Genomic DNA, 20361 nt, shown 5'->3' on the forward strand with positions numbered 1-20361 from the left:
CCCAATGGACGATCGGCGGTACCTTGTTACCGTTTCGATGAAGCAGGCACGCCGCGGGCCCTATGCAACACCCTTGGATCGCAGTGGCGTGGGCGGGTCCTCCGAACTTGAGAGGCTAGAGCAGAATCCGATCACTCTGGCTCATACCCGGTGGCAGTAAAGTAATTTGCGCATTCTTCGGGAGTGAAGCGGGGCAGTGCCTCGCGAATTGCATCCCATAGGTCGGGGACGGTTCGGGCGGCGGCTTTTCGCAGGATTGCCTTGAGCTTCGAGAAGGCGTTCTCGATTGGATTGAAGTCGGGGCTGTATGGCGGCAGGAACAGCATTCGCGCCCCGACTGCTTCGATGGCTTCACGGGCCGCCATCGTTTTATGAGCTGGCAGATTGTCGAGGATGACGATGTCGCCGGGACGCAGCGTTGGCGCCAGAACCTGCGCTGCATAGGCAGCGAACCATTCGCCAGTCATGGGACCGTCCAGGACCATGGGTGCGGTCATGCCCGTTAGGCGCAGCGCGCCGGTGAAGGTGGTGGTTTTCCAATGACCGTGCGGAATTGGGGAGCGACAGCGCATGCCGCGCTGGGCCCGTCCACGCAGACGCGCCATTTTCGTCGATGCGCCGGTCTCATCGATGAACACTAACCGTTCCGGGTCGAGATCAGGTTGGGCCTTAAACCATGCGCGTCGCCGCGCGAGAACGTCGGGCCGCTCCTGCTCGCTGGCGTGCGCTGTTTTTTTTCACGGTCATTGAGTGACGATCAAGAAAACGCCAGATCGTGCTCGGCGCAGATACGGCCCCATGCTGCGCTCGAAGCATCTCGGCAAGTTCAACAAGCGTGATGTCCACCTGCTCCTCGACCGCACCGAGAATAATGTCGCGATGGGCTTCAATCCGGCGCGACCGCATGTCGCCGCCTTGCCGCTTCGCCCGCGTCGATCCAGTCTCCCGCCATTCGCGAACCCAACGGATCGCGCTCGCCGCCGCAACTCCAAAACGCTCAGCTGCTGCGCGCCGTGACAGGCCCCCGTCAACCGCCGCAATCACCCGCGAACGTAAATCCTCTGAGATAGACTTCGTCATGCCAGGCTGACCTCCTTGTCCAGCTGACATCTTGAATCAGATTTCCCAACGAAAAGGAATCGTCCAGATTCAGTTAGGTCGGATTATGCTCTAGGGACGACGGCTCAAACGGCGCAGATCAGAGGCCTCCATCCGATCGTCTGAGCGCTGGCCCGCCCAATCACAAGATCATGTCCAAAAACTGATGGTCACAGTTCGCGACCAGAGCGTCAGGAGCAATCCCATCGATCTCGTACCGTTGCTTGATCAGGGTGCTGGCCTCGAGTGAGGCAGCGGCTAGCGGATTGACGTAGCGCAGAGCTGGGCCGAACTGAAGCACATGCAGAGTCGATGCAGAATGGCTATTCGAGAGCTTCAACAGCTGCGTTCGATATGAACCGCTCAATGGGTCGCTATCCTGAGCAGGGACCACGCTCGCACTCAGCCCTTGTCTTAGACGTCGGCGGGATTATCCGCTGAAATATATAAGCGCACTCACGCGCAACAAAGATACCGGACCTAAGTCGCAACTGTTGCAAATCGTGGATCACAACGCCCTTTATTGCAGGACCACGCAGATGTCAGTGGAAGCTCTTTTACTGAAACCTCCACAGATCATCAAACTCAACGATAACTAAGATCGGTACACCTCGACCGCCGTGTCTACACTTGCTCGTCGTTTAATGAGCTCTAGAACCTCATCCTGATCGCGCTGGTCTTCAGTGGGAGCAAATAGTGCCTTTCCTCGTTGATCAACCTGCACAGGTGGCTTGCAAAGAAAATAAGCAGCTAAACTTTTACGAAATTGATCTTCAGGACACGTGAGCGGCTTTGGCAAGCCGTGCCAACTATTTTGCGTAGTGTCAAACAAGACTGCACGATTAAAACATGGCGCGATTTCTTTTTTCAGCTCTCCTGGATATTCACTGCTCTCATTTCCCCAAATACCTAAGGCTCCACCCCAATCATCCCGCCAACTAGAATTAAGATATATAATGATATTTAGCTTCCTTTGAAGCATCAACTTAGGATGAATGGAGTAATCTAAATGCGTATTCAGTTTCCCACCCTGACAGTGTATGTGCCAGCCACCACCATTTAAACCGTTGTCCGAGTATAGGCCACCATCAACCTTAATAACCCCCTCTAGTTGCGAAAGAAAATCACGGGAGTTGAGATAGCTAAATACAGAATATGTGAGCGCGGGGAATGCGTTCCAGTTATTACATGTTTTTTTCAGTTCCAACGCATTTTCGTACTTATGCCATACGTGGCTATCAAAGCTCGGAAATTCTTGCTCTAATTTTTCAGCGATCTCCGCTGTAAAGAAGTTATCGATTACAGTATGGTCAATCGGCCCTTCACTTCCGTACCTCTGAAGTCCCTTGATCAACTCATCTATATTGATGAATTTTTGGATATCCATACATACAATTCCTTCAGTTATCTTTGCCAAATATTGCAATGATCTAAGACTTCCGTCGTGAACGTAACCCGATCAGCGGTGTAGCGGCGAAAAGGCTTGATCACATTCACCAGCTTTTCCGCCCGGCGTTTTTGAGGAATGCCATAGGGGTTTCATTTACGAGCGCCTAGGTGATGTTTTGTATAGTCCAATATCATCCGCATCATACGTGAATAGCCGGCAGGTCCATCACCAACATCTTTTAGAATTCTAGTGAAATCATGTCGCACCGTACCGAGGTCATCAAGCTCTTGGTAAACTTGCCAGAAACTCTCGATCCCAATAGCCTTGGGCATATTCCATACCCCATGATATCCAAAGCTTGTTTTCAGGTCACCAGTCCGTTCAGTTGCAAACAGATCCGCAATCGCTGATGGTGCAAAGTGCATTCCAATTCTTTCCAACCATTTACGATTTTCTCTCCCTATTGCTACGTCTTCTGGATGTGATAATTGGAACTCTGCATCTCTGCAGGCTTCCATGAGCCGCCGGCTACGTAACGAGAAGCCTCCGTTTCCAACGTCATACCCGTCCTTAAACTGTGGCCACGTCGCTCCGATATAATCGTAGGATAGAAAATCGGAACGCCACCTTTCCGCGTTTAGTACGTGCCCATCCCACTGGACGACAAGACAATGGGATGTTTCAACATAATTAGCCATATCCGAGAGCATGAACTTAGAGTATTCTTCTGAAGAACCAATTTTTCTAATAGGTAATATCGAAATATCAGGATGATCTAAGGTGATATCTACATCGGTGAAAAGTTTGCAGCTAGAAAAAACTATTTTTTCCATGCTAGCCTGTAATGCACGCAGTGTGGCTTTGATATTCACCGATGTTGCTGCGCAGAGCGTCACTTGCGGCAGAAATATTCTATTCAAAGCTTCTTTTCCGGGTGGGGTGGCCATATGCTGTCCTACAAGCCAATCACAAAGCGCTCACTCGCGCGACTAAGTGCAGGGTGATGAAAAGGATCAACCACCTTATCTGTATACCACAAGCGTTTGAGAGCCGCTATTTCACTGGCTAATCTTTCTGCGCCAATGGGATCTCGATCAAACCCTCGCGAAACGGATTCATGGTGGATTAGCGTAGCGCGCGGCTCGTAAAGTGATTGCCACCCCTTTTGGTTCAACCGCATACACAGGTCGACATCATTGAAAGCCACAGCGAAGTTGGTCTCATCAAAACCACCAACAGCTTCGAAACGTTGCCGCATTACAACTAAGCAAGCAGCTGTGACGGCGGAAGTGAACTGCGGCAGTGAATGGCGGCGAAAGTACCCCTCTTCTTTGGGTTGGAGAAATCGATGTGCATGCCCTGCGGCGTTCCCCACACCGATAACAACCCCTGCGTGCTGAATACGTCCATCGGGATACAGTAATTGAGCTCCCACTGCACCGACATCGTCGCGCAACGCCTGGACAGCCATTGTGGCAAGCCAATGCGGTTCGATCACTTCAATGTCATTGTTAAGCAAGCATAATAAACGCCCTTGCGCCATTTGCACTGCTCGGTTGTTGATCGCAGAGTAGTTGAACGCCCCTTGATGCCGCACCACACAATAGCCAGGCCCGTCTAAACTGGCGAGAAAATCTAGAGTTTGTGGATCATCGCTATCGTTGTCGACGACTATCACCTCAAGATTGGGATAGTCTGTGGCGGCGAGGCCGGACAAGCAGGTTCGTAAAAGATCTACGCGGTTACGAGTCGGAACAATGACTGTAAGAGGCGGCAATTCGGCTGACGAACCGAAGCGATCTACAGGCGGATGTGGTCGAAAGCGCGTACGACGGTGATGTAGCACTTTTCGAACATGTAAGGGAGTTCCCTCTCCTAACCTATTGGTGGTGAGCCGCTGCACCCAATCTGCATCATGGGCAAGCCGCTCCATTTCTTCTTTTGACGAGCGCAAGATGCAGGATCCCGAAAGATAATCAAAATGTCGGAACAGTTCACTGTTCCAGTCCGGCTTGAAATGCGGGGTTTGGCGCCGTCCCAGTTTGCTCAGCAGATCGTCATCCGCATACACAATTTGCGCCCGCGACTCTGCTATCGCCTCGCGGTAGGCCTTAGCCGTTCCCTGTGCGACCTTGTCCCCGGCGACCATCGGCATCAGCCAAGGATTTCGATCCCAATCAATTTGGTGGGCGGCTTCAGCCAGCGTCGGTGTACCCGGCGTTCCGATCGGAAATGCCGATATCGCTTCAGCTGACAAATTCCGTAGCGTTTCATCCAGCTCCCCCTGCTGTCCCCTCACGTCTATCAGAGCTAAGATCGGCGGTCCTGCAAACTCGCGATCATCGCCTCCTGCCACATTCTCTTCCCACAATATCCACAGGTTATATGCTCTAGGAGAGTGGACGAGCAACCGAGCGAATTGGCTACGTGAGCGAACTCTCTTCCGACGTAAGCGCCACCAGAATGCAGTGAGATAAGCGCGGGGATTAGCGCGGAAAGCATCAAAATGAATGACCAGAAGCAGCCATAAGCCGGCGGTCTTTCTAGGATATGGATTTGCCCGTCGCGATTGCATGGGCGGCGGCGATAGCGGATTGAGCGAAAGGAACAAAGCAAAAGCCTGCTTATCGAAGGTCTAAAACAACAAACGATACTATCTTAGTACCCATTGACTTGATAGCTACCAGATAGCAGAATGGTATCCTGAAGGGAGACGCCATGCCGACGATCGCATTCATCAGTCCCAAGGGAGGCGTAGGTAAAACTACGGGCGCACTTCTCCTTGCGTCGGAACTCGCACGGGGCACAAAGGTGACGGTCATTGACGCAGACCCTAACCATCCGATCCATGCTTGGGGCCAGGGAGCCGGCCTCCCTGAAAACCTCTCGATCGTCGCTGATGTCGATGAGGACAATATCCTTGAACAGATTGAGGAAGCCGCGGCGCAGACGCCCTTTGTCATTGTCGACCTGGAAGGCACCGCCGCCAAGATCGTGCTGCTTGCGGTAAGCCAAGCCGATCTAGTCGTCATCCCTATGCAGGGATCGCAGCTGGATGCCGAGCAGGCGGGCCGCGCAATTAAGGTGCTCAAGCAGCATGAGAAAATGACGGGCCGCGCGGTGCCCTTCGGCGTCCTGCTCACCCGCACCAGCCCAATCATCCGCACGCGGACCATGGGGCACATCCAGACCGGCCTCAGCGATGCCGGCGTGCCGGTGTTCGCCACGCAGCTGCACGAGCGAGAAGCCTTCCGCGCCATCTTCTCCTTCCAGAAGACGCTGGAAGATCTGGATGAGAAGGATGTGCCCAATCTCGACAAGGCGATCGTCAATGCCGAACAGTTCGCGGTCGAGGTAATCGAGCGGCTGCGACAAGGCCGGAACGCGACTGCAACCAAGACGGAGATGGCATGATGAGCAGGGCCAATCCCTTTGGCGATCTCGACGATTTCGCCGCCGAAAGCCCTTCCCGCCCTGTCGCGGCGGAAGCGATCGACCAGCTCGCGCAGGCGAGCGGGTTTCCGAGCCGGAAGGCTCAGGGTGCGCCCTCCCCTGCCCCAGTGCGTCAGCCCCGGCGTCACACCACTGGGCGTAATCGCCAGATCAACATCAAGGCGACTGAGGAGACGATCATGGCGCTTTACAGCATTGCAGATGACATGGGTCTTCCGCTGGGTGCGGTGCTGGAGCAAGCTCTCGCGGCCTTGGCCGAGAAGCAGAAAGGCGGCACGTGAATATCGAATAGCTACCGGATATCTGATGGATATCCGGTAGCTATTCAGATGGACTGCACATAGTCAGGAGGAGACGCCATCAGGGCATTGCTCCTCCCAGGCTCATGCGGCGGCGGACAGGGCTTGGTCGATGTCAGCCAGAATATCGCTGATATGCTCGATCCCTATGGAGACACGGACACAACCCGGTGACACCCCGAAGGCGAGCTGCTCGGTCTCGTTCAGTTGGGAGTGGGTCGTGGAGCCGGGATGGATCGCTAGGCTTCGCGCGTCACCGGTATTCGCGACATGATAGAAAAGCCGCAAGGCATCGATAAAGCGTCGGCCAGCAGCCAGTTCGAAGCCGGCAAGACCGCCCTGCCCGCCTGTCAGATAACGGTCCGCCCACTCCCGCGCCCGTCCTTCCTGCTGTGAGGGATGGATCACCCGAACGACAGCGGGATGCCGCGCCAGATTTTCGGCCACGCTCACCGCATTGGCGCAATGCCGCTCCATGCGCAGGGCAACGGTCTCGATGCCCGGGATCAGCTGGAAGGCGTTGAAGGGCGACAGCGCCGCGCCAAGGTCCCGCAACAGGATGACCCTTGCCCGCAGAATATAGGCGATGGGGCCAAGCGGCTTTGCCGCCTCCGCCCAGATCGCGCCATGATAAGAGGGATTGGGCGTGGTGAGCAGCGGCTGCCGGTCCGGGAAGGCCGGCCAGTCAAAATTGCCCCCATCGACAATCAGGCCGCCAATCGACGTGCCATGACCGCCCAGATATTTGGTCGCGGAACAGACCACCACCGCCGCGCCATGGCCGCGGGCGGCACAGCAGCGGCGCTGCCGTATTGTCCATGATGAGCGGGATCCCCTGTTCCTGCCCGATGTCGCCGCCATCGGCGATCGGAAACACCTCCAACTTGGGATTGGGCAGGGTCTCCGCATAATAGGCGCGGGTGCGCGCATCGGTTGCGCGGCGAAAATTCTCAGGATCGGACGGGTCGACGAAGCGCACGTCTATGCCCTGATCCTTGAGCGTGTTCGCGAACAGATTGTAGGTGCCGCCGTAAAGAGCCGTCGAACTGACGATATGGTCGCCAGCGCGCGCCAGATCCTGGATCGCATAGGCCGAGGCCGCCTGCCCCAACGCCACCGCCCTCCAGCGCAGCGATGCGCTTTTCCAAGACATCGGCCGTCGGCTTCATGATCCGGGTATAGATGTCCCCATTTCCTGCAACGCGAAGAGCGACGCTGCATTGTCGGCATCGCGGAACTGATAGGAGGTCGTCTGATGAATGGGCACCGCGACCCAGCCTCCAGCATCCAAGCGAGATCGGCCCCCATCATCTTGTTCATCGCGTCAGTCCAACCGAGGTCCGCCTCTTTGCGCAGCTTCATAGTTTCTGCTGTCAGGAGATTTGATCTCGGGCGGAGAAGACAATGAATTCTATCGGTCAAGCTGGAGCCTGGCGCGGGCCGACAGCTTCGATCTTGCAAAGACAGCGGCTTAAACGGGCAGGCGTTGAATGCCAAGCCAAGGCTATCCATAAGATAGCTATCCGATACCATGATGGAAGCCTAAGGCTAGCTATTTCGCCTTACGCCCGCGAGGAAGGAATTCTGTCCCCTGTTTCGACCGGATATGGTGGCGCGCATGCTTTCCGGATCGCGGGTGCGCCCATCGGTAGCGCTGGTTACTGACCATCGAATCTGCGCTTCCTCATCAAAAGCTGTCCTCCAGTACCTCGGTGGGTTTTGCATACACCATAACCGCTTGCTCCCGCTGGGGAGCATTCGCGCCGCGTAGCGGTGCGTTCTGCCCTTGCCGGATTTGGTTGTTGTTTGAAGATGGCAGGAGGGTGAAGCTAGGTTTTCATATGGAATTACGTTGTTGGCCGGCAAGGCCAACTCCGCTGATCTCTTTTATAAATGAATTTAGTAGCGGTTGAGGTTCTTTTTGAGACTCACGCTCCTTGCGCTCTAGCGCGGCGTCGAGCCGGGCAAGGACCTTGGCTAGGGGCCCTTTAAGCCCGGCCTTGGCCTGCTCATGGGCTGGCAGTCGGGCGTGCATATGCTCGAGTTCCTCGATCCGGTCGGCTTCGCGCTGCAACTCGTCGTCAGGGATAGGGGCCGGGCGCATCCAGCGGGGCAGATAGGCCTGGACGATCTTAGGCAGGAATGCGCGATAGGCGTTGGAGGTCTGCTCATAGCGGGGGCCGGGGCCGTCGCCCTCCACGCGCTTGAAACGGCGCTGGCGGACGAGGAAGCCGATCCCCTCCAGAATTCGGAGGGCCCGCGCGACGGTGGCGCGGCCCAGGCTGGTTGCCTGCGTGAGATGATCATAGCTCGGGAAGACACGGCCCTTGTTGAGGCGGGCAAGGGTCAGGATCTCTTCGAAAACCCGCACGCTGGCGGCGGTAAGTGACGTCAGCAGCCGTTCTGCCGGAGTCAGTTCACGGCCGTCGCGTCGAGCTTCGCTGCGCAGCTGGCGGCCCGCGTCCAGGATGCGGCGGGCGGCGCGCAGCAAACGGTCGGTCTCGCCCTTGGCAGGGGCGACGAAGAAGACATGTTCGAAGGTCCCTGCTTCCACACTGTCGCGCAGCACCGGCGCGCCTGTCGGGTGCGGCGCACCGGATCGCGCCCGTGCGTACCCTGTTTGGCGCGGCGTCTTCACAGCGCCAAGCGCGGACACCATCGCCTCGCCAAAGCCAAGCGTTCCCATTCGTCCCTCCATGCGGAAGGCCGTCACCAGACAAAAAGATACCGTGGCGCGAAGCGCGCATCCTTGAAACGGTGTTCGATCTGGCGTAGGGAGAAGGGACTGTTTGTGACCCGGACGACGTTTGGCGACGTCGCTCCACTACCCAAATGGATGCCCGGCCTTCGTGCCGGGCTTTCTATTATGTGGTCACAGCCACCCCTTCAGTCATCTCAGCTCAGCCCCCATGGCCAGCTGCAACATATTCGCAGCAATATCCGCGCGGTGGAAGGCTTTACGGTTCGTGCTTTCGAGTAGGAAAGCGAAAATTCGTCCGGTTTGATTCGTGCTTTCGAGTAGGAATTGCCCCTCGATTCGTGCTTTCGAGTAGAATTAGACCGGGCCAATTCGTGCTTTCGAGTAGAAATTAGCCCACCAAAACCGTGCAGGCGCGAATCAGGAAGGGCTTGGCAAAGCCCTTTGCAGGTCGGCGGTAGGAAAGGGGGCTTTCAGGCCTCTTTGACCTGATCCTCGATCATCAGTTCAGGACCCGGCTGCGGCCTGCGGGAGAGGATGACACGCGCCTTGGCGGGCCTGCGTCCTACTTTGCGGGGGCCGTCCTCTGCGGGAGCGTCCTCGATCAGGCTGATGTCATAGTCAGGAATGGCATTCGCCGCCGCGATCTGCCGCATGGCAATGCGGAAGTTGGAGAGGGGGTTTTGAAAACCGATCTGGAGTTTCAGTGTCTGGAGGTCCATTTCCAGCGGCTCACCATCGACACAGGTCGAGCGCGCCACCTCGTAAATGCGGCGCTCAATGGGGCCCAGCTGGAAATAAGTCGAAGCATAATCAAGCACTTGGCGGTCGCGCAGGATGGCACGGAACAGCCAGTCACACAGCCGAACCTTGACCGCTTTCAGCCGCTTTTCGCCCTTGCCCGAACGTGCATATTGCAGCCGCGCTTCAGACAACCAGGAGAAGAAACCGTCCTCGCCTTCACCCCCAGCCTCGATATTCGTCTTGATCTGCGTGCCCTGCAGCCGCTCCAGAGCATCGGCCAAACGTGAGTAGGAACGGGCGCTGTGATTGGAGCCGGTGACGCTGAACAGGTCATGGGCGGTGAAGGTGAAATCCTGCGAAACCGCCATGCCTTCGTCGATCTTCGAGGCCATGAGGCTGGCGATGTAGAGGACGATTTCCTTGTCGTAGATGGTCGCCACGCCGCGCGCGCTCGGCCGCACCTCGATCGACACGGTGGGGGTCGCGTAGGCGAGGGGCTTCATCCAGGCGTTTTTGCTGAGCGCAAAGAAGGGGAAAGCCATCAGCGACCGCTCGCCGCGGATCTCGCCAACAAGAGGGCTGTCGAGCTTGAACAGTTCGCCCTGAGGGGTGCCCATTATGATCGTTCCCTTGCCCATTATGCCGCTTTGGCAATTTCTACTCGAAAGCACGAATCTGCAGTTCAGGTACCTTCTATGAACCCCGAGCCATCATGCTTGGTCGTTGTGCTGAGCGCTGGTAAATTTTAACATCTTCGCCCCTTCTACCGCCATCCCATCCTACTAGCGGTGTGGCACGGTTGACGCTGACTTATGATGACCTGCGCCCGAAGGGAAGGGCGCTGGCGTGTTCCTTGTGCTGCATGGTAGATACCTGGTAGCTACCCAAATTCACCAAATTTCCTACGAGTGATAGGTTTGGACCATTGGTTTCAAGCGATCCGGCAAATCCAGCACCGGACCGCCGTGACGCAGGGCGGTGTGAAAGAACCCAAGGAACTTTTTAACCATTTTTGTGAAAGGAATTATAGGCAAGCTTTCACAGGGGTGTACATGAAATCCGCCGGGAGAAATCACAGCGCATTTGTAGAAGGCGTAGCCCGGCTGCGCGAGCACGGCGAGGCGGCAACACCCGATGTCACCATCATCATGCCATGCCTCAACGAAATCCAGAGCCTGCCAAATTGCATCGCCAATGCACTGGACGCGCTCGCGCTGCTACGCACCAAGCTGGGCATGAGCGGCGAGATTATGATTGCTGACAATGGATCAACCGATGGCAGCCAGGCGCTCGCCACCGAACTGGGCGCACGGGTCGTGCCAGTGGCAGAGCGTGGCTATGGCGCGGCGCTGATCGGTGGCTGCCGGGCGGCAGCGGGTCGCTATATCGTGATGGGCGACTGCGATGGCAGCTACAATTTCGTCGAAGGCGTGGCGATGGTCGCCAAGCTCGACGAGGGATATGAGCTGTGCATGGGCAATCGTTTCCGGGGCGGGATTGCTCCGGGGGCTATGCCGTGGAAAAATCGCCATATCGGCAACCCCGGTCTGACCGGCGTGCTCAACCTGTTTTTCCGCACCGGCATTCGCGACGCGCATTGCGGGCTGCGCGCGATCCGCAAGGATGCGTTTCAACGGCTTGGCCTATCGAGCAGCGGCATGGAATTTGCCAGTGAAATGGTAGTCAAGGCTGCGCTGCTCAAACTGCGCATGACCGAAGTGCCCGCTACGCTTTCGGTCGATCTGCGCGACCGTGCCCCACACCTGCGTCCATGGCGCGATGGCTGGCGTCATCTGCGCTATCTTTTTATGCTGAGCCCAACCTGGGTGTTTGCGGTGCCGGGAATGGCGGCGCTTGGCCTGTCAGCGATGATCTTTGGAGTGGCGCTGCTATACCTGGCGGGCATTTTGCCGGGTGAGCCGGTGTTCGGCACCAGTTGGAGCATTGTGGCGGGCTTTCTTGCAACTTGCGGCCATCTGGCGCTGATCATGGTGGTGGTGGCGCATCTGTTCGGGGTGCGCAGAGGCTTTCGCCTGCTGCGTCCGGTGATACGCCGCAATGCCCGATGGGGTTCTCGTGACGGCCATGCAAAAAGTGCCGCTAAGCAACCCGTTGAAATTGCTTAAATAACGACGCATTGTTTCTTGTAAGTGATTGATATTCCTCACTGGGGAGGTTTTTCATATTACATTTCTAATCCCGGCCGCTGGCGGTCCCGCGCCCAAGAGCCGGTCCCGGTGTAGCGAGACGTCAATCGTGATGACGCCCTTGGTGTTGATATGCTCGTGCGCGTTGGGGGCGATGTGCTTGATGTGGTGATCCGGAAAGATGTCCGGCATTCGCGCTCGAACCTCACCGATCCGGGTCGCGTTCCACGTCATGATGACGTTGGTAAGCAATGTCAGGCCTGACGATATCGCGGCCATCTGCTCTGGCGTCCGGCCATGCCGTGCGCCGATCGGGCCGGAATAGATCGCGCGCTGCAGGGTGTGGACCGACTCACCTTGGCTAAGCAGGGCGTCATTCATCCCTCTGAACGCCGGATCGCCAAGATAAGCGCCCAGAAAGCGGGTAAGCAAGAGCTTGCCGAAGGCATCTCCTGCCTGAAATGCTTCATCGCCTCGTGCGGCGCTGCCAAAGCGGTCCAGAACGTAGGTCGCCGAACACCAGCCACTCTTGGTCGATGCCGCAATCCGCAGGAGCGGGTCCCAGCCCTGGGTGATGGCACTGAGTGAGACGGTCTCGCTCACAATCGGTCGAAGGGTGGCAGGTATATTCAGGCCACGTGGGAGATACAGCTTGCGTTTGTTCATCCCGGCCAGCCTCGGGGCGAGATCAAACCCCACCAGATTGGCCAGCGCCATGCCGAAATGTGTGTGGCCATGGGTATCCACCGCGACACGGTGGAGGTCGACGGATTCGTGGCGAAGAGCCCCTTCGATAGCGGCCCCCGCTTGCCGACGGTTCAGCACGACCGCCTGGTCGTGTAGGATCACCCATTGGTCGAGCACATGGGTGTAGGTTCCGACCGCCGGCGTGCGGCGGCGCGGATCATAGCGGGCTGTCCAAAGACGACGGGTTGCATCAAGGCTCATCATGTCGGCTGATGCCTGAAGTCCGCCTCCCCACAATCTCGTGACCGGGAGCGTCCTGAAATGATCAAGTACCACACGGTTGGCTGCCGGCAATCGACCATTCGCCTCGATGCGGCGCATCATCTCACCGACAGCGTCGGCCTCAATATTGAGCGTCATGCGCGCCATGTCGGCGGCGGTCAGATCGGAGCCCAGGGCTATCAGGGCCGCGTAAAGGAGTATGAGTTCATGCTCGCTTCGCGGCGCCCTGCCCAACAGGACCCAGGAAAAATGCGTAGTGGCATCAATGGATATCAGCAGGTCCGGTAGCTGGATCTTTCCGACGCCGGCGAATAGCTCGCGCCGAATGGCCTTGAGCTTTTCATCTTCCGGCGCCGCCTTGAGTTTTGGGACGACCAAGCGGTCGTTTTCGATCCGGATATCGCCCTTGGACACCGCAGCATCGATCGCTTTCAAGGCCGTCGCGAGTTCATCCTTGATCCAGCGGATGGTCACCTCCGGCTTGGCTGACACCGCGAGGTTTCGCGCGTACCGTGCTCGTTCCTTTTGCCATTGCGCTTTTGGAATCAGACGGTCCTCAGGGGCACGATGTTCCAGGCTGTGGACGACGCTGGCCTGGCCATTGCGCACTGAGCGTTTCAGCAGCACGAGCGTCGCCGCCCTATAGCCGCCAAGGGCGGCCTCGCGGTCCGGTTGATCGATGAGGAACGACCATGTCCGGCCGAATGGATTGTCTGTGCCCTCCGGCAGTTGTCGTCCTCCCGAAACCTCCAGCCGGCCCAGTGTCGCGAGGGCCTGCGCAAGCGGGTGCGTCGATGGGACATCCAGACTGATCGACGAAGCGGCGCCCAGCAACTCACTGGCACCTCTGGCTGCTGTCGCCAGTTCCCGCCGGACCCGGTCAACCTTCGTGGACGGACCGTGCGCGCCGGCCGGCAGGAACGGCGCCAGTCTTCTGCGCATCTGGTCGCGCACGGTGGAATCGGAGCTGTTCTCGTCATCGACAAGGCATGCCAAGTCCATGACCAACGCCTGATGCTGGTGCAGTTCGACCTCAACCGCCGCCTCGGCGCGGGTCCGGGCCTGGCGCCAGAGATCGGCGATCCGATAATCGATCATTCCCAGACCATCGTCTGTGAGACGCAGCAATTGCAGGCGTAAAAAGCAGGCTATCTCGAGGATCTTGCGCTCGCCGCGCATCCGCTTGAGTGTCGCAGGCTTGCGGTAGAGCATTGATCGCGCCTGGGCCTTTAGCATTCCGGTCGCCAAGCCGAGGTCGAGCTTCTCGGCTCCAAGCTTCTTCAGAAAATCGATCTTCGCGATGTGGTCGGCGAGCCCTTTGGTTTTACGGGACGCAGGACTGTCTCGAAGCCATTCCAATCGCGTCTTGCCGTTCGTCATCGTCTCCGACAGCATGAGCGGCCAGGCTTTCGCTTGTTCTGTCCCCACAGCGGCCACTGCGCTCACCAACAGTCCGCCATCGTGCTGGCGGCGGGCTGCTGCCGCCGACCCCCGCAGCCGCCGCCCGGGCAATTGGAGATAGTGGTGATCATGGAGCCATGCGCGCGCGGCTTGTTCCAACTCGTCGACCAGAAATTTGTCGCCGGCCTCACGCCGCAGAAAGCCATTTAGCGCACGTTCCCCATGCTCGGTGAGATCGCGTACACCCAGCGCCTGTTTCGCTGCGTCGTGGTGCTCGAACAACGTGCGGCGGCGGCGGTAAAGCGCGCGGATTGAGGCAAGGCGGGGTGGTGCAATCCCGAGCTCCGCGCCGATATGAGCCAGGACTTGCGGCGGGATCATCTCCACGGAATTAAGCGACGCCCCCGTTAGTCGAAGAAAGCCGATCTGCAGCGCCAGGCCCAACCGGTTCAACGGGCGGCGGCGGCGGCAAACGGCTCGCCGTTGATCCCCGGAAAGTGAGAAGAAGGAAGCGACTTCAGCTTCGGTCAAATTTGCCGGAAAGCGTTCCCAACCAAGATATTGTCGAAGCGGCACATCCACGACTCGACCCTCCCAAGACGAGCCTACACGCCGAAGACGAAAGGTCGAAAAACCTCACTCGCCTTAAATATCAATGGGTTACAACTCATAATTGGCTTTTATTTAGATAATTCAATAACTTGCTTAGCGGCACTTTTTGCACCGCCGTCACGAGAACCCTCCGCTGAGGTAACGCCTGATCGCGCGCAGTTCGTCGCCTGCGATCGGCTGTTCGACTGACAAACCGTTTTTGAGGCGACGCACCCACAGGCGCGATACGGCAACGTCGACCTCGTCGCGCCGCAGCGCGGTCGCCTCACTTACACGGAGCCCATGACGATACATCATGAGCAGGAGCAGGTGGTCGCGCGGTCCATGACGGCCAGCCTTGGCGGCATCGAGCAGGCGGTCGATTTCGGCTGCGGTGAGGAAATCCTTGCGGCGTTCGTGAGCATCAGCGGCCGCATCGGCGCCACTCTTTACATTTCGCCGGCTGATCACCTTCTCAGCCATGCTGCGTTCTCCTTGGCGCATCGCCTTACTGTCGGAGCTACTCTTGACGAAATACGCCTTTTGTAAAGAGTGAATAGGCCGGTCGAGGTTTACGCGGCTATTCTTGCCTCAATGTCGAGCCGGCGCTCCATGTTCAGGTCGAACGCGCCATACGGGCTGACATGCGCCCAGATGAGGGGAGTCAGCCCACGCTCGTCCGCCGCGGTCATGCGCCCTCGCCAGCGTTCCTCGGCGAGTACGCGCTGGAGCATCAGCGTGTTGACGTACACGAGGCAGGACTGGAGGAGGTGCAGCGCCGCGACCGACGCCTGCTGGTCGTCGAGCCGATTTGATGCGACCTCGCCGCCTCGGCCAAAGAAGATGAAACCGTTGGCTGAGTTCCAGGTCTCGACGACGTTCAGCCCTTCGTTGATCTCGCGACGCAGGGCCTCGTCGTGCAGGTAGCGGCAGAGAAACGCGGTCTTCATCGCCTTGCCGAGCTCGGCAAGCGCCTTGTAGGTCGGGTGCTGGACGTTGTTCCTCGTGAACCGCCGGAGGATCGCCTCCGGATCGGCGGTGCGCTCGGCCATCGCGGTCGCGTAGCGGACCATCTCGTCATACTGCCGCTCGATCAGCGCCCAGTCGATCGGGCGCGTCAGGATGCAGCCGAGGTTGGGGTAATCGTCCGCCGTGCCGGTCCCGGGCAGATAGAGCTTCTGGCCCGCGATCGCCTTGAGGCGCGGTAGCAGCTGGAACCCAAGCAGCTTGCAGAACGCGAACGCCACCTCGCTCTGCCCGTGGCTGTCGACGTACTGGCGATCGACCTCCATCTCGGTGTCATGCGCGAGAACGCCCTCGATCATCGAGGCGACCTCGGACGACGAGCAGCGCTTCAGGCGCGAATGGATGCACACCGACTGGCGCTCGACGTGCCAGTAGATCATCACGCCCCGCCCGCCGTAGCGCACGTGCCACTCGGTCATCAGGTTCTGGTCGAAGGCGGCGAAGTGCTTGCTGTCCGATGCGCACGCGGTCGTGCCCTCGCCCCAGACCGCCGGATCGCGCGCGGCGAGCGTCGCGTTCACCACGCGCCTGGTCGCATCCCGCAAGGACTCGGCGTCGATATAGCGGCGGCGGGTGTGGAGCAGCTCCTTATAGGTGAAGCCGTGGTCGCCGACGACGAGGCGCTTCAGCCCGGCGTTGGTGCCAAGGCCGTACAGGCAGAGCAGCAGACGCCGCCGGACCTCGTCGGGGTCCGTCGCCTCGCGCGATGCCGCCGTCGAGAATGCCTGGGTGAAGCCTATGCGGAGGTCCGCCTCCTTCAGGATGTCGAGCAAACCCGTCATCGGCCAGCGGCGGCCGAGTTCGCCGCCGAGCGCCTCGAGGGTGGGGGGTGCCGGAAGGGGATCGAGCGGGGTCACGACGATCGGGTGACGCCGGCGCGGATTGAGTTTGACCTTGGTGTTGCTCGGCATACCGGGATCGAGCACCGCCAATGCCTGCTCCATCTCCGCCTTTACGGCACAGGTGAAGGCGCGCGCGTCGGTGGTAAGGCCGAGCCGCTCATAGCACTCCGCCCGTCGTTCGGCGAAGTCAGCAGGCAGATCGTCGTCGGGGTTGCGGAACCGGCCGGCGCCCGTGACCCACACCTCCTTGCACCGAAGCTTCTCGCGCAGGGTCTGGAGCACGCAGATCTCGTAGTTGATCCTGTTGACCCGCTCCGAGCCGTCCGGCGCTTCCTCGATCACGATATCGCGCCACTTGGGCCGCACGACGCCCTCGATCGCGACCTCCGCCGTGCTGAAATACTGCCGTCCGTCATTCTCGGCCGCGCGGATCTTCGCCAGCGCGTCGGTGAGCGGCTTGTGTGCGCTGTTGTTCGAGCGGAAGTCGAGCGCGGCGAGGAGCTTCGGCATCATGCGCCGGTAATAGGCGCCGTAGGAGGCGCGGACCGCTTTGTGGACGCGGCGCGCCGGCGCCGAGCCGGTGGCGAGCGCCTCCTTGACCAACGCCTGGAAAGTGCGCTCGTCGACCACGGGAAAGATCACCTCGCGCACGGAGCCGTCGGGCGCGCCGGTGACGGCGGAAGCCACCTTGAACAAGATGCCGGTCTTGCCCCTGACCGCCCTTGCTTCCTCCAAGAGCTCGGTCACGACGCGCCGCTCGGCCTTGACCGTGATGCGGTGCGTGATCTGGATGAGCAGGTCGACCAGCCCGTCGACGATCTCGGCCTCGCGCGGGACGCAATAGAAGGCGAGCAGCGGCAGCCTGATACGATCCGGGTGGCGGCGAAGCTCCCAGGCGCTCTCGACCGCGGCCCGCCTGCGGAATCGCTTCACAAGGTCGGGATGCACGCCGCCGAGCAACTCTGCCGATAGTTCAAGTCCACGAACCAACTCGAGCTTGGCGATCTCGGCCAGCAGGCTGTCGAGCCCGGGCTTTCCGGGATCAGCGGACAGCCGCGTATAGGCCGCGCCCTCACCATCGTCGGCGAGCAGTGCGTTCAGGCGCGAGCGGGCTCCATCGTCAAGGCGATCACCGACGGCGGCGAGCATCGCATCATCGTGGCCGGCGCGAAGCGAGCGGACCAGTCGGTCGAGGCGGTACGATCCGGGCCTGACAACCCGCCGCGCGGCGAACCATCCGGTGATCTCGTCCTCAAGCGCGGACAGTGTCGGCTCGCGGGGGAGCATGTCCGACAGCAGCCACGACCGAAACGCTGCCTCGGCCGCATGGTCAAAGGTGCCGACCGCCAGATGATCGAGAACAAGCTGGCGGTGCCGGCGTCCCGAGCGACCGGTGAACGCGTAGCTCTCGACGTCTGCCTCGACGCCGATCTGGCCGGCGAGATGCGCGATCACGGCCGGGGCGAGGTCCGCTTCCTCATCTGGAAAACGGCCCTGCGACCGCCAGAACGCCAGCTGACAGGCGAGCCCCAGCTTACCGGCATCAGCATTGCCAGCGATGAACGCAACATCGTCGGGCGACAGCGTCCAGCGTTCACCCAACTCGTCCACCGACCACAGTCGCTTCATGCACGCCCCCTGATCCACGCCGCAGCGGCATGCTAACCCGGATCACCGGACGCGCGAAGCCAAATGGCCATTTTGCACAGCTTCGCGGTCACGGGGCCGATATGACGGATCGGGAGTGGACGTTGGCAGCGCCGTTCATCCCTGGGGCCAAGCGGGGAGGTCGGCGCCGGGCAACGGACATGCGCGAAGTCCTGAACGCCTTGCTCTACATCGCGGCGAGCGGTTGTGCCTGGCGGCTTCTGCCCAAATGCTTCCCGCCAGTCTCGACGGTCCAGCGCTATTTCTACGCCTGGCGCAACGCTGGTCTGCTCGAGGCGATGAACACGGTGCTGGTCATGAACCTGCGCGAGATTGAAGGACGCGAGGCAAGCCCAAGTGCCGGTGTGGTCGACAACCAGTCGGTCAAAACCACCGAAAGCGGCGGCCCTTGCGGCTACGACGCGGGCAAGAAGATCAAAGGCCGCAAGCGGCACATCCTGACCGACACCTGCGGCTTCCTCATCTTCATTCTCGTGCATACCGCCGATATTCAGGACCGCGATGGCGCGGCCGATGTCCTCAAGGCTGTGCGGCAGCGCTTCCCCTGGTTGCGCCATGTTTTTGCCGATGGCGGCTATGCGGGCGACAAACTCCGCGATGCCATCGCTGGATCGGGGCAATGGACGATCGAAATCATCAAACGGTCGGATAAGGCCAACGGCTTCAAGGTCCTCCCGCGCCGCTGGGTAGTCGAGCGAACCTTTGCATGGCTCGGCCGATGCCGCCGTCTTGCTAAGGACTGGAAACAACCATTGCCTCGTCCACCACATGGGCAACAATCGCCTCCATCCGCATGCTCACCCGCAGAACGGCAAGGTATTGCTATGTTTGGTGAACTTCCGAGTCAGGCTCTAAGACCACAACCACATCCGGCAACGTCACCGATGAAATCATCATGCGATATCTCGACCGGCATACCCACAAAAACGGCTTCAGCCCCTTGCCATGATCCTACCGGCGTCAGCCGGTAAGTGATCAGATTACTGTTCAATAGCCGGCTTGTCCGGCAAGCTGTCGAATTCGGCAGCGAGATTTGCCGATATGCGTTCGAGTACGGACCGGCAGATCTCGATCTCTCGCGGTTCGATGCCGGCGACCGCGACCCGATTGATATCGATCGCGTACGACATCAGTCCCTTCTCGAGTGCGCGGCCATGTTCCGTAAGCGTGATCCGGACCTTACGACGATCATCCTGGTCCTTGGCCCGTTGGACCAGGCCGTGCTTGAGCATGCTGCTGATCATCGCGACCGTCGTATTCTCCGTCACGCTGGTCATGTCACTCAGATATTTCTGGGTAACACCGTCCTTCAGCCACAGGACGCGGAGATAATACCAAAAACCGGTCTTGAGATCGTGCCTGGCCAAATAAGCGCTCAACAGGCGATCAAACCGCCGATGGCAGCGTCGAACCTGATATCCCAAACTCTGTTCCGGATCGAGTTTGGGGGCTTGCTGCGACATCCGTTCACTCCTGATGGGTTCAATCCGTCATCACTCGCACATGGGCCATTTCAACGCACCACAAAACTGCGCTTGCCGCCACGGATACCGACACTCCGCATTCATATTTTCATATTTTGCCCCCGGGGACGGCGACCGTTTCCCGGGGGCAATCGTCAGCGACGCATCGCCAACCGCGGCCTAGATCCGAAATTCAGCGAAAGTCTCGGGTGCAAACATCTCTTCTACCGTAAGTTGGCGGGGCGATAGCCCCTGCTCGTGGTGGTAGCGCGTGAAAGTCTCGATAACGTGGCGGTTCTTGTCGATCCCATAGGGCCACCATGCCTTGCCCATCGTGGCGATCGTATCTTCCACGGCGGCGATCTGCCAGGGCAGCATGGTTTTCAGCGAGGCCGAGACCAGCAGATGCTCATAGCTCAACCGCTGGGCCTCCGTGAACGCCTTGTACAATGCCTGGGCGATCCACCGATTCTTTTCGTAGACGTCGCGCCGGATCGCCACGACGTGCATGATCGGGAAAATGCCGGTTTTGGCGAAATAGGCCTTTTCGACGTCCACGAAATCCGGGAAGA

General features: G+C 59.1%; 14 protein-coding genes and 2 pseudogenes. 4 read left to right on the forward strand and 12 right to left on the reverse strand.

Annotated elements, in window-relative coordinates:
- Positions 1 to 131 precede the first annotated feature (131 nt).
- The 4 genes from CAF53_RS25575 to CAF53_RS25595 form a co-directional block, all read right to left on the reverse strand.
- Positions 132 to 1080 (reverse strand): IS630 family transposase gene (locus CAF53_RS25575; protein ID WP_242443658.1). Its coding sequence is split into 2 segments (ribosomal slippage): positions 132 to 738 and positions 737 to 1080, totalling 951 coding nucleotides; the frame shifts between segments, so codons are not numbered across the junction.
- Between the two features lie 613 nt (positions 1081 to 1693).
- Positions 1694 to 2485: a 2OG-Fe(II) oxygenase gene (locus tag CAF53_RS25585; protein ID WP_100240015.1), complete on the reverse strand. Its 792-nt coding sequence runs from the start codon at positions 2483 to 2485 to the stop codon at positions 1694 to 1696.
- A gap of 152 nt (positions 2486 to 2637) precedes the next feature.
- A complete protein-coding gene (locus tag CAF53_RS25590) occupies positions 2638 to 3435 on the reverse strand; it encodes a DUF5672 family protein (protein WP_100240016.1) in 798 nt (265 codons plus the stop codon).
- An 8-nt stretch (positions 3436 to 3443) separates the two neighbouring features.
- Complete coding sequence (locus tag CAF53_RS25595; RefSeq protein ID WP_347337874.1) at positions 3444 to 4844, reverse strand: glycosyltransferase family 2 protein; 1401 nt, start codon at positions 4842 to 4844, stop codon at positions 3444 to 3446.
- A gap of 362 nt (positions 4845 to 5206) precedes the next feature.
- Between CAF53_RS25595 and CAF53_RS25600 the strand changes: the two genes are divergently transcribed.
- The gene (locus CAF53_RS25600) at positions 5207 to 5902 is read left to right on the forward strand and encodes a ParA family protein (RefSeq protein ID WP_100240017.1); all 696 of its coding nucleotides are present in this window, start codon (positions 5207 to 5209) and stop codon (positions 5900 to 5902) included.
- A complete protein-coding gene (locus CAF53_RS25605) occupies positions 5899 to 6222 on the forward strand; it encodes a hypothetical protein (RefSeq protein WP_242443659.1) in 324 nt (107 codons plus the stop codon). The genes CAF53_RS25600 and CAF53_RS25605 overlap by 4 nt, the downstream gene beginning before the upstream one ends.
- 102 nt (positions 6223 to 6324) lie before the next feature.
- On the opposite strand, the pseudogene CAF53_RS25610 reads toward CAF53_RS25605, so the two are convergent.
- From CAF53_RS25610 to CAF53_RS25625, 3 genes and pseudogenes are all read right to left on the reverse strand, one after another.
- A pseudogene (locus CAF53_RS25610) lies at positions 6325 to 7531 on the reverse strand (O-acetylhomoserine aminocarboxypropyltransferase/cysteine synthase family protein).
- 546 nt (positions 7532 to 8077) lie between these two features.
- The gene (locus CAF53_RS25620) at positions 8078 to 8926 is read right to left on the reverse strand and encodes a helix-turn-helix domain-containing protein (protein WP_100240019.1); all 849 of its coding nucleotides are present in this window, start codon (positions 8924 to 8926) and stop codon (positions 8078 to 8080) included.
- Positions 8927 to 9411: 485 nt separating this feature from the next.
- Entirely contained in the window at positions 9412 to 10299 is an 888-nt protein-coding gene (locus tag CAF53_RS25625) for a replication initiator protein A (RefSeq protein ID WP_100240032.1), read from the reverse strand.
- 300 nt (positions 10300 to 10599) lie between these two features.
- Between CAF53_RS25625 and CAF53_RS25630 the strand changes: the two genes are divergently transcribed.
- Positions 10600 to 11808, forward strand: a complete 1209-nt coding sequence (locus CAF53_RS25630; protein ID WP_242443660.1) for a glycosyltransferase family 2 protein — start codon at positions 10600 to 10602, stop codon at positions 11806 to 11808.
- Between the two features lie 54 nt (positions 11809 to 11862).
- On the opposite strand, the gene CAF53_RS25635 is transcribed toward CAF53_RS25630, so the two are convergent.
- The 3 genes from CAF53_RS25635 to CAF53_RS25645 form a co-directional block, all read right to left on the reverse strand.
- A complete protein-coding gene (locus CAF53_RS25635; RefSeq protein ID WP_100239704.1) occupies positions 11863 to 14781 on the reverse strand; it encodes a Tn3 family transposase in 2919 nt (972 codons plus the stop codon).
- Positions 14782 to 14928: 147 nt separating this feature from the next.
- Positions 14929 to 15273 (reverse strand): tyrosine-type recombinase/integrase, encoded by a 345-nt coding sequence (locus tag CAF53_RS25640; protein ID WP_157801384.1) that lies wholly within the window; start codon positions 15271 to 15273, stop codon positions 14929 to 14931.
- 89 nt (positions 15274 to 15362) lie between these two features.
- Positions 15363 to 18287, reverse strand: a complete 2925-nt coding sequence (locus CAF53_RS25645) for a Tn3 family transposase (RefSeq protein ID WP_100240022.1) — start codon at positions 18285 to 18287, stop codon at positions 15363 to 15365.
- Between the two features lie 29 nt (positions 18288 to 18316).
- Here CAF53_RS25645 and CAF53_RS25650 point away from each other — a divergent pair.
- A protein-coding gene (locus CAF53_RS25650) for an IS5 family transposase (protein ID WP_100240023.1) occupies positions 18317 to 19161 on the forward strand; the annotation gives its coding sequence in 2 pieces (ribosomal slippage) (positions 18317 to 19067 and positions 19067 to 19161; 846 coding nt in all).
- A gap of 145 nt (positions 19162 to 19306) precedes the next feature.
- Here the strand turns inward: CAF53_RS25650 and CAF53_RS25660 are convergent.
- Both CAF53_RS25660 and CAF53_RS25665 read right to left on the reverse strand, forming a co-directional pair.
- Complete coding sequence (locus CAF53_RS25660) at positions 19307 to 19789, reverse strand: MarR family winged helix-turn-helix transcriptional regulator (protein WP_100240024.1); 483 nt, start codon at positions 19787 to 19789, stop codon at positions 19307 to 19309.
- A gap of 180 nt (positions 19790 to 19969) precedes the next feature.
- Positions 19970 to 20361, reverse strand: a pseudogene (locus tag CAF53_RS25665) (ABC transporter substrate-binding protein); the annotation flags it as partial.

Source organism: Sphingobium sp. LB126 (assembly GCF_002795205.1).
GTDB lineage: Bacteria > Pseudomonadota > Alphaproteobacteria > Sphingomonadales > Sphingomonadaceae > Sphingobium > Sphingobium chungbukense.

Coding starts and splice junctions, on each gene's coding strand:
- CAF53_RS25585 (WP_100240015.1), bottom strand. CDS start 2,485: ATGGATATCCAAAAATTCATCAATATAGATGAGTTGATCAAGGGACTT.
- CAF53_RS25600 (WP_100240017.1), top strand. CDS start 5,207: ATGCCGACGATCGCATTCATCAGTCCCAAGGGAGGCGTAGGTAAAACT.
- CAF53_RS25645 (WP_100240022.1), bottom strand. CDS start 18,287: ATGAAGCGACTGTGGTCGGTGGACGAGTTGGGTGAACGCTGGACGCTG.
- CAF53_RS25605 (WP_242443659.1), top strand. CDS start 5,899: ATGATGAGCAGGGCCAATCCCTTTGGCGATCTCGACGATTTCGCCGCC.
- CAF53_RS25590 (WP_100240016.1), bottom strand. CDS start 3,435: ATGGCCACCCCACCCGGAAAAGAAGCTTTGAATAGAATATTTCTGCCG.
- CAF53_RS25640 (WP_157801384.1), bottom strand. CDS start 15,273: ATGGCTGAGAAGGTGATCAGCCGGCGAAATGTAAAGAGTGGCGCCGAT.
- CAF53_RS25660 (WP_100240024.1), bottom strand. CDS start 19,789: ATGTCGCAGCAAGCCCCCAAACTCGATCCGGAACAGAGTTTGGGATAT.
- CAF53_RS25625 (WP_100240032.1), bottom strand. CDS start 10,299: ATGGGCACCCCTCAGGGCGAACTGTTCAAGCTCGACAGCCCTCTTGTT.
- CAF53_RS25620 (WP_100240019.1), bottom strand. CDS start 8,926: ATGGGAACGCTTGGCTTTGGCGAGGCGATGGTGTCCGCGCTTGGCGCT.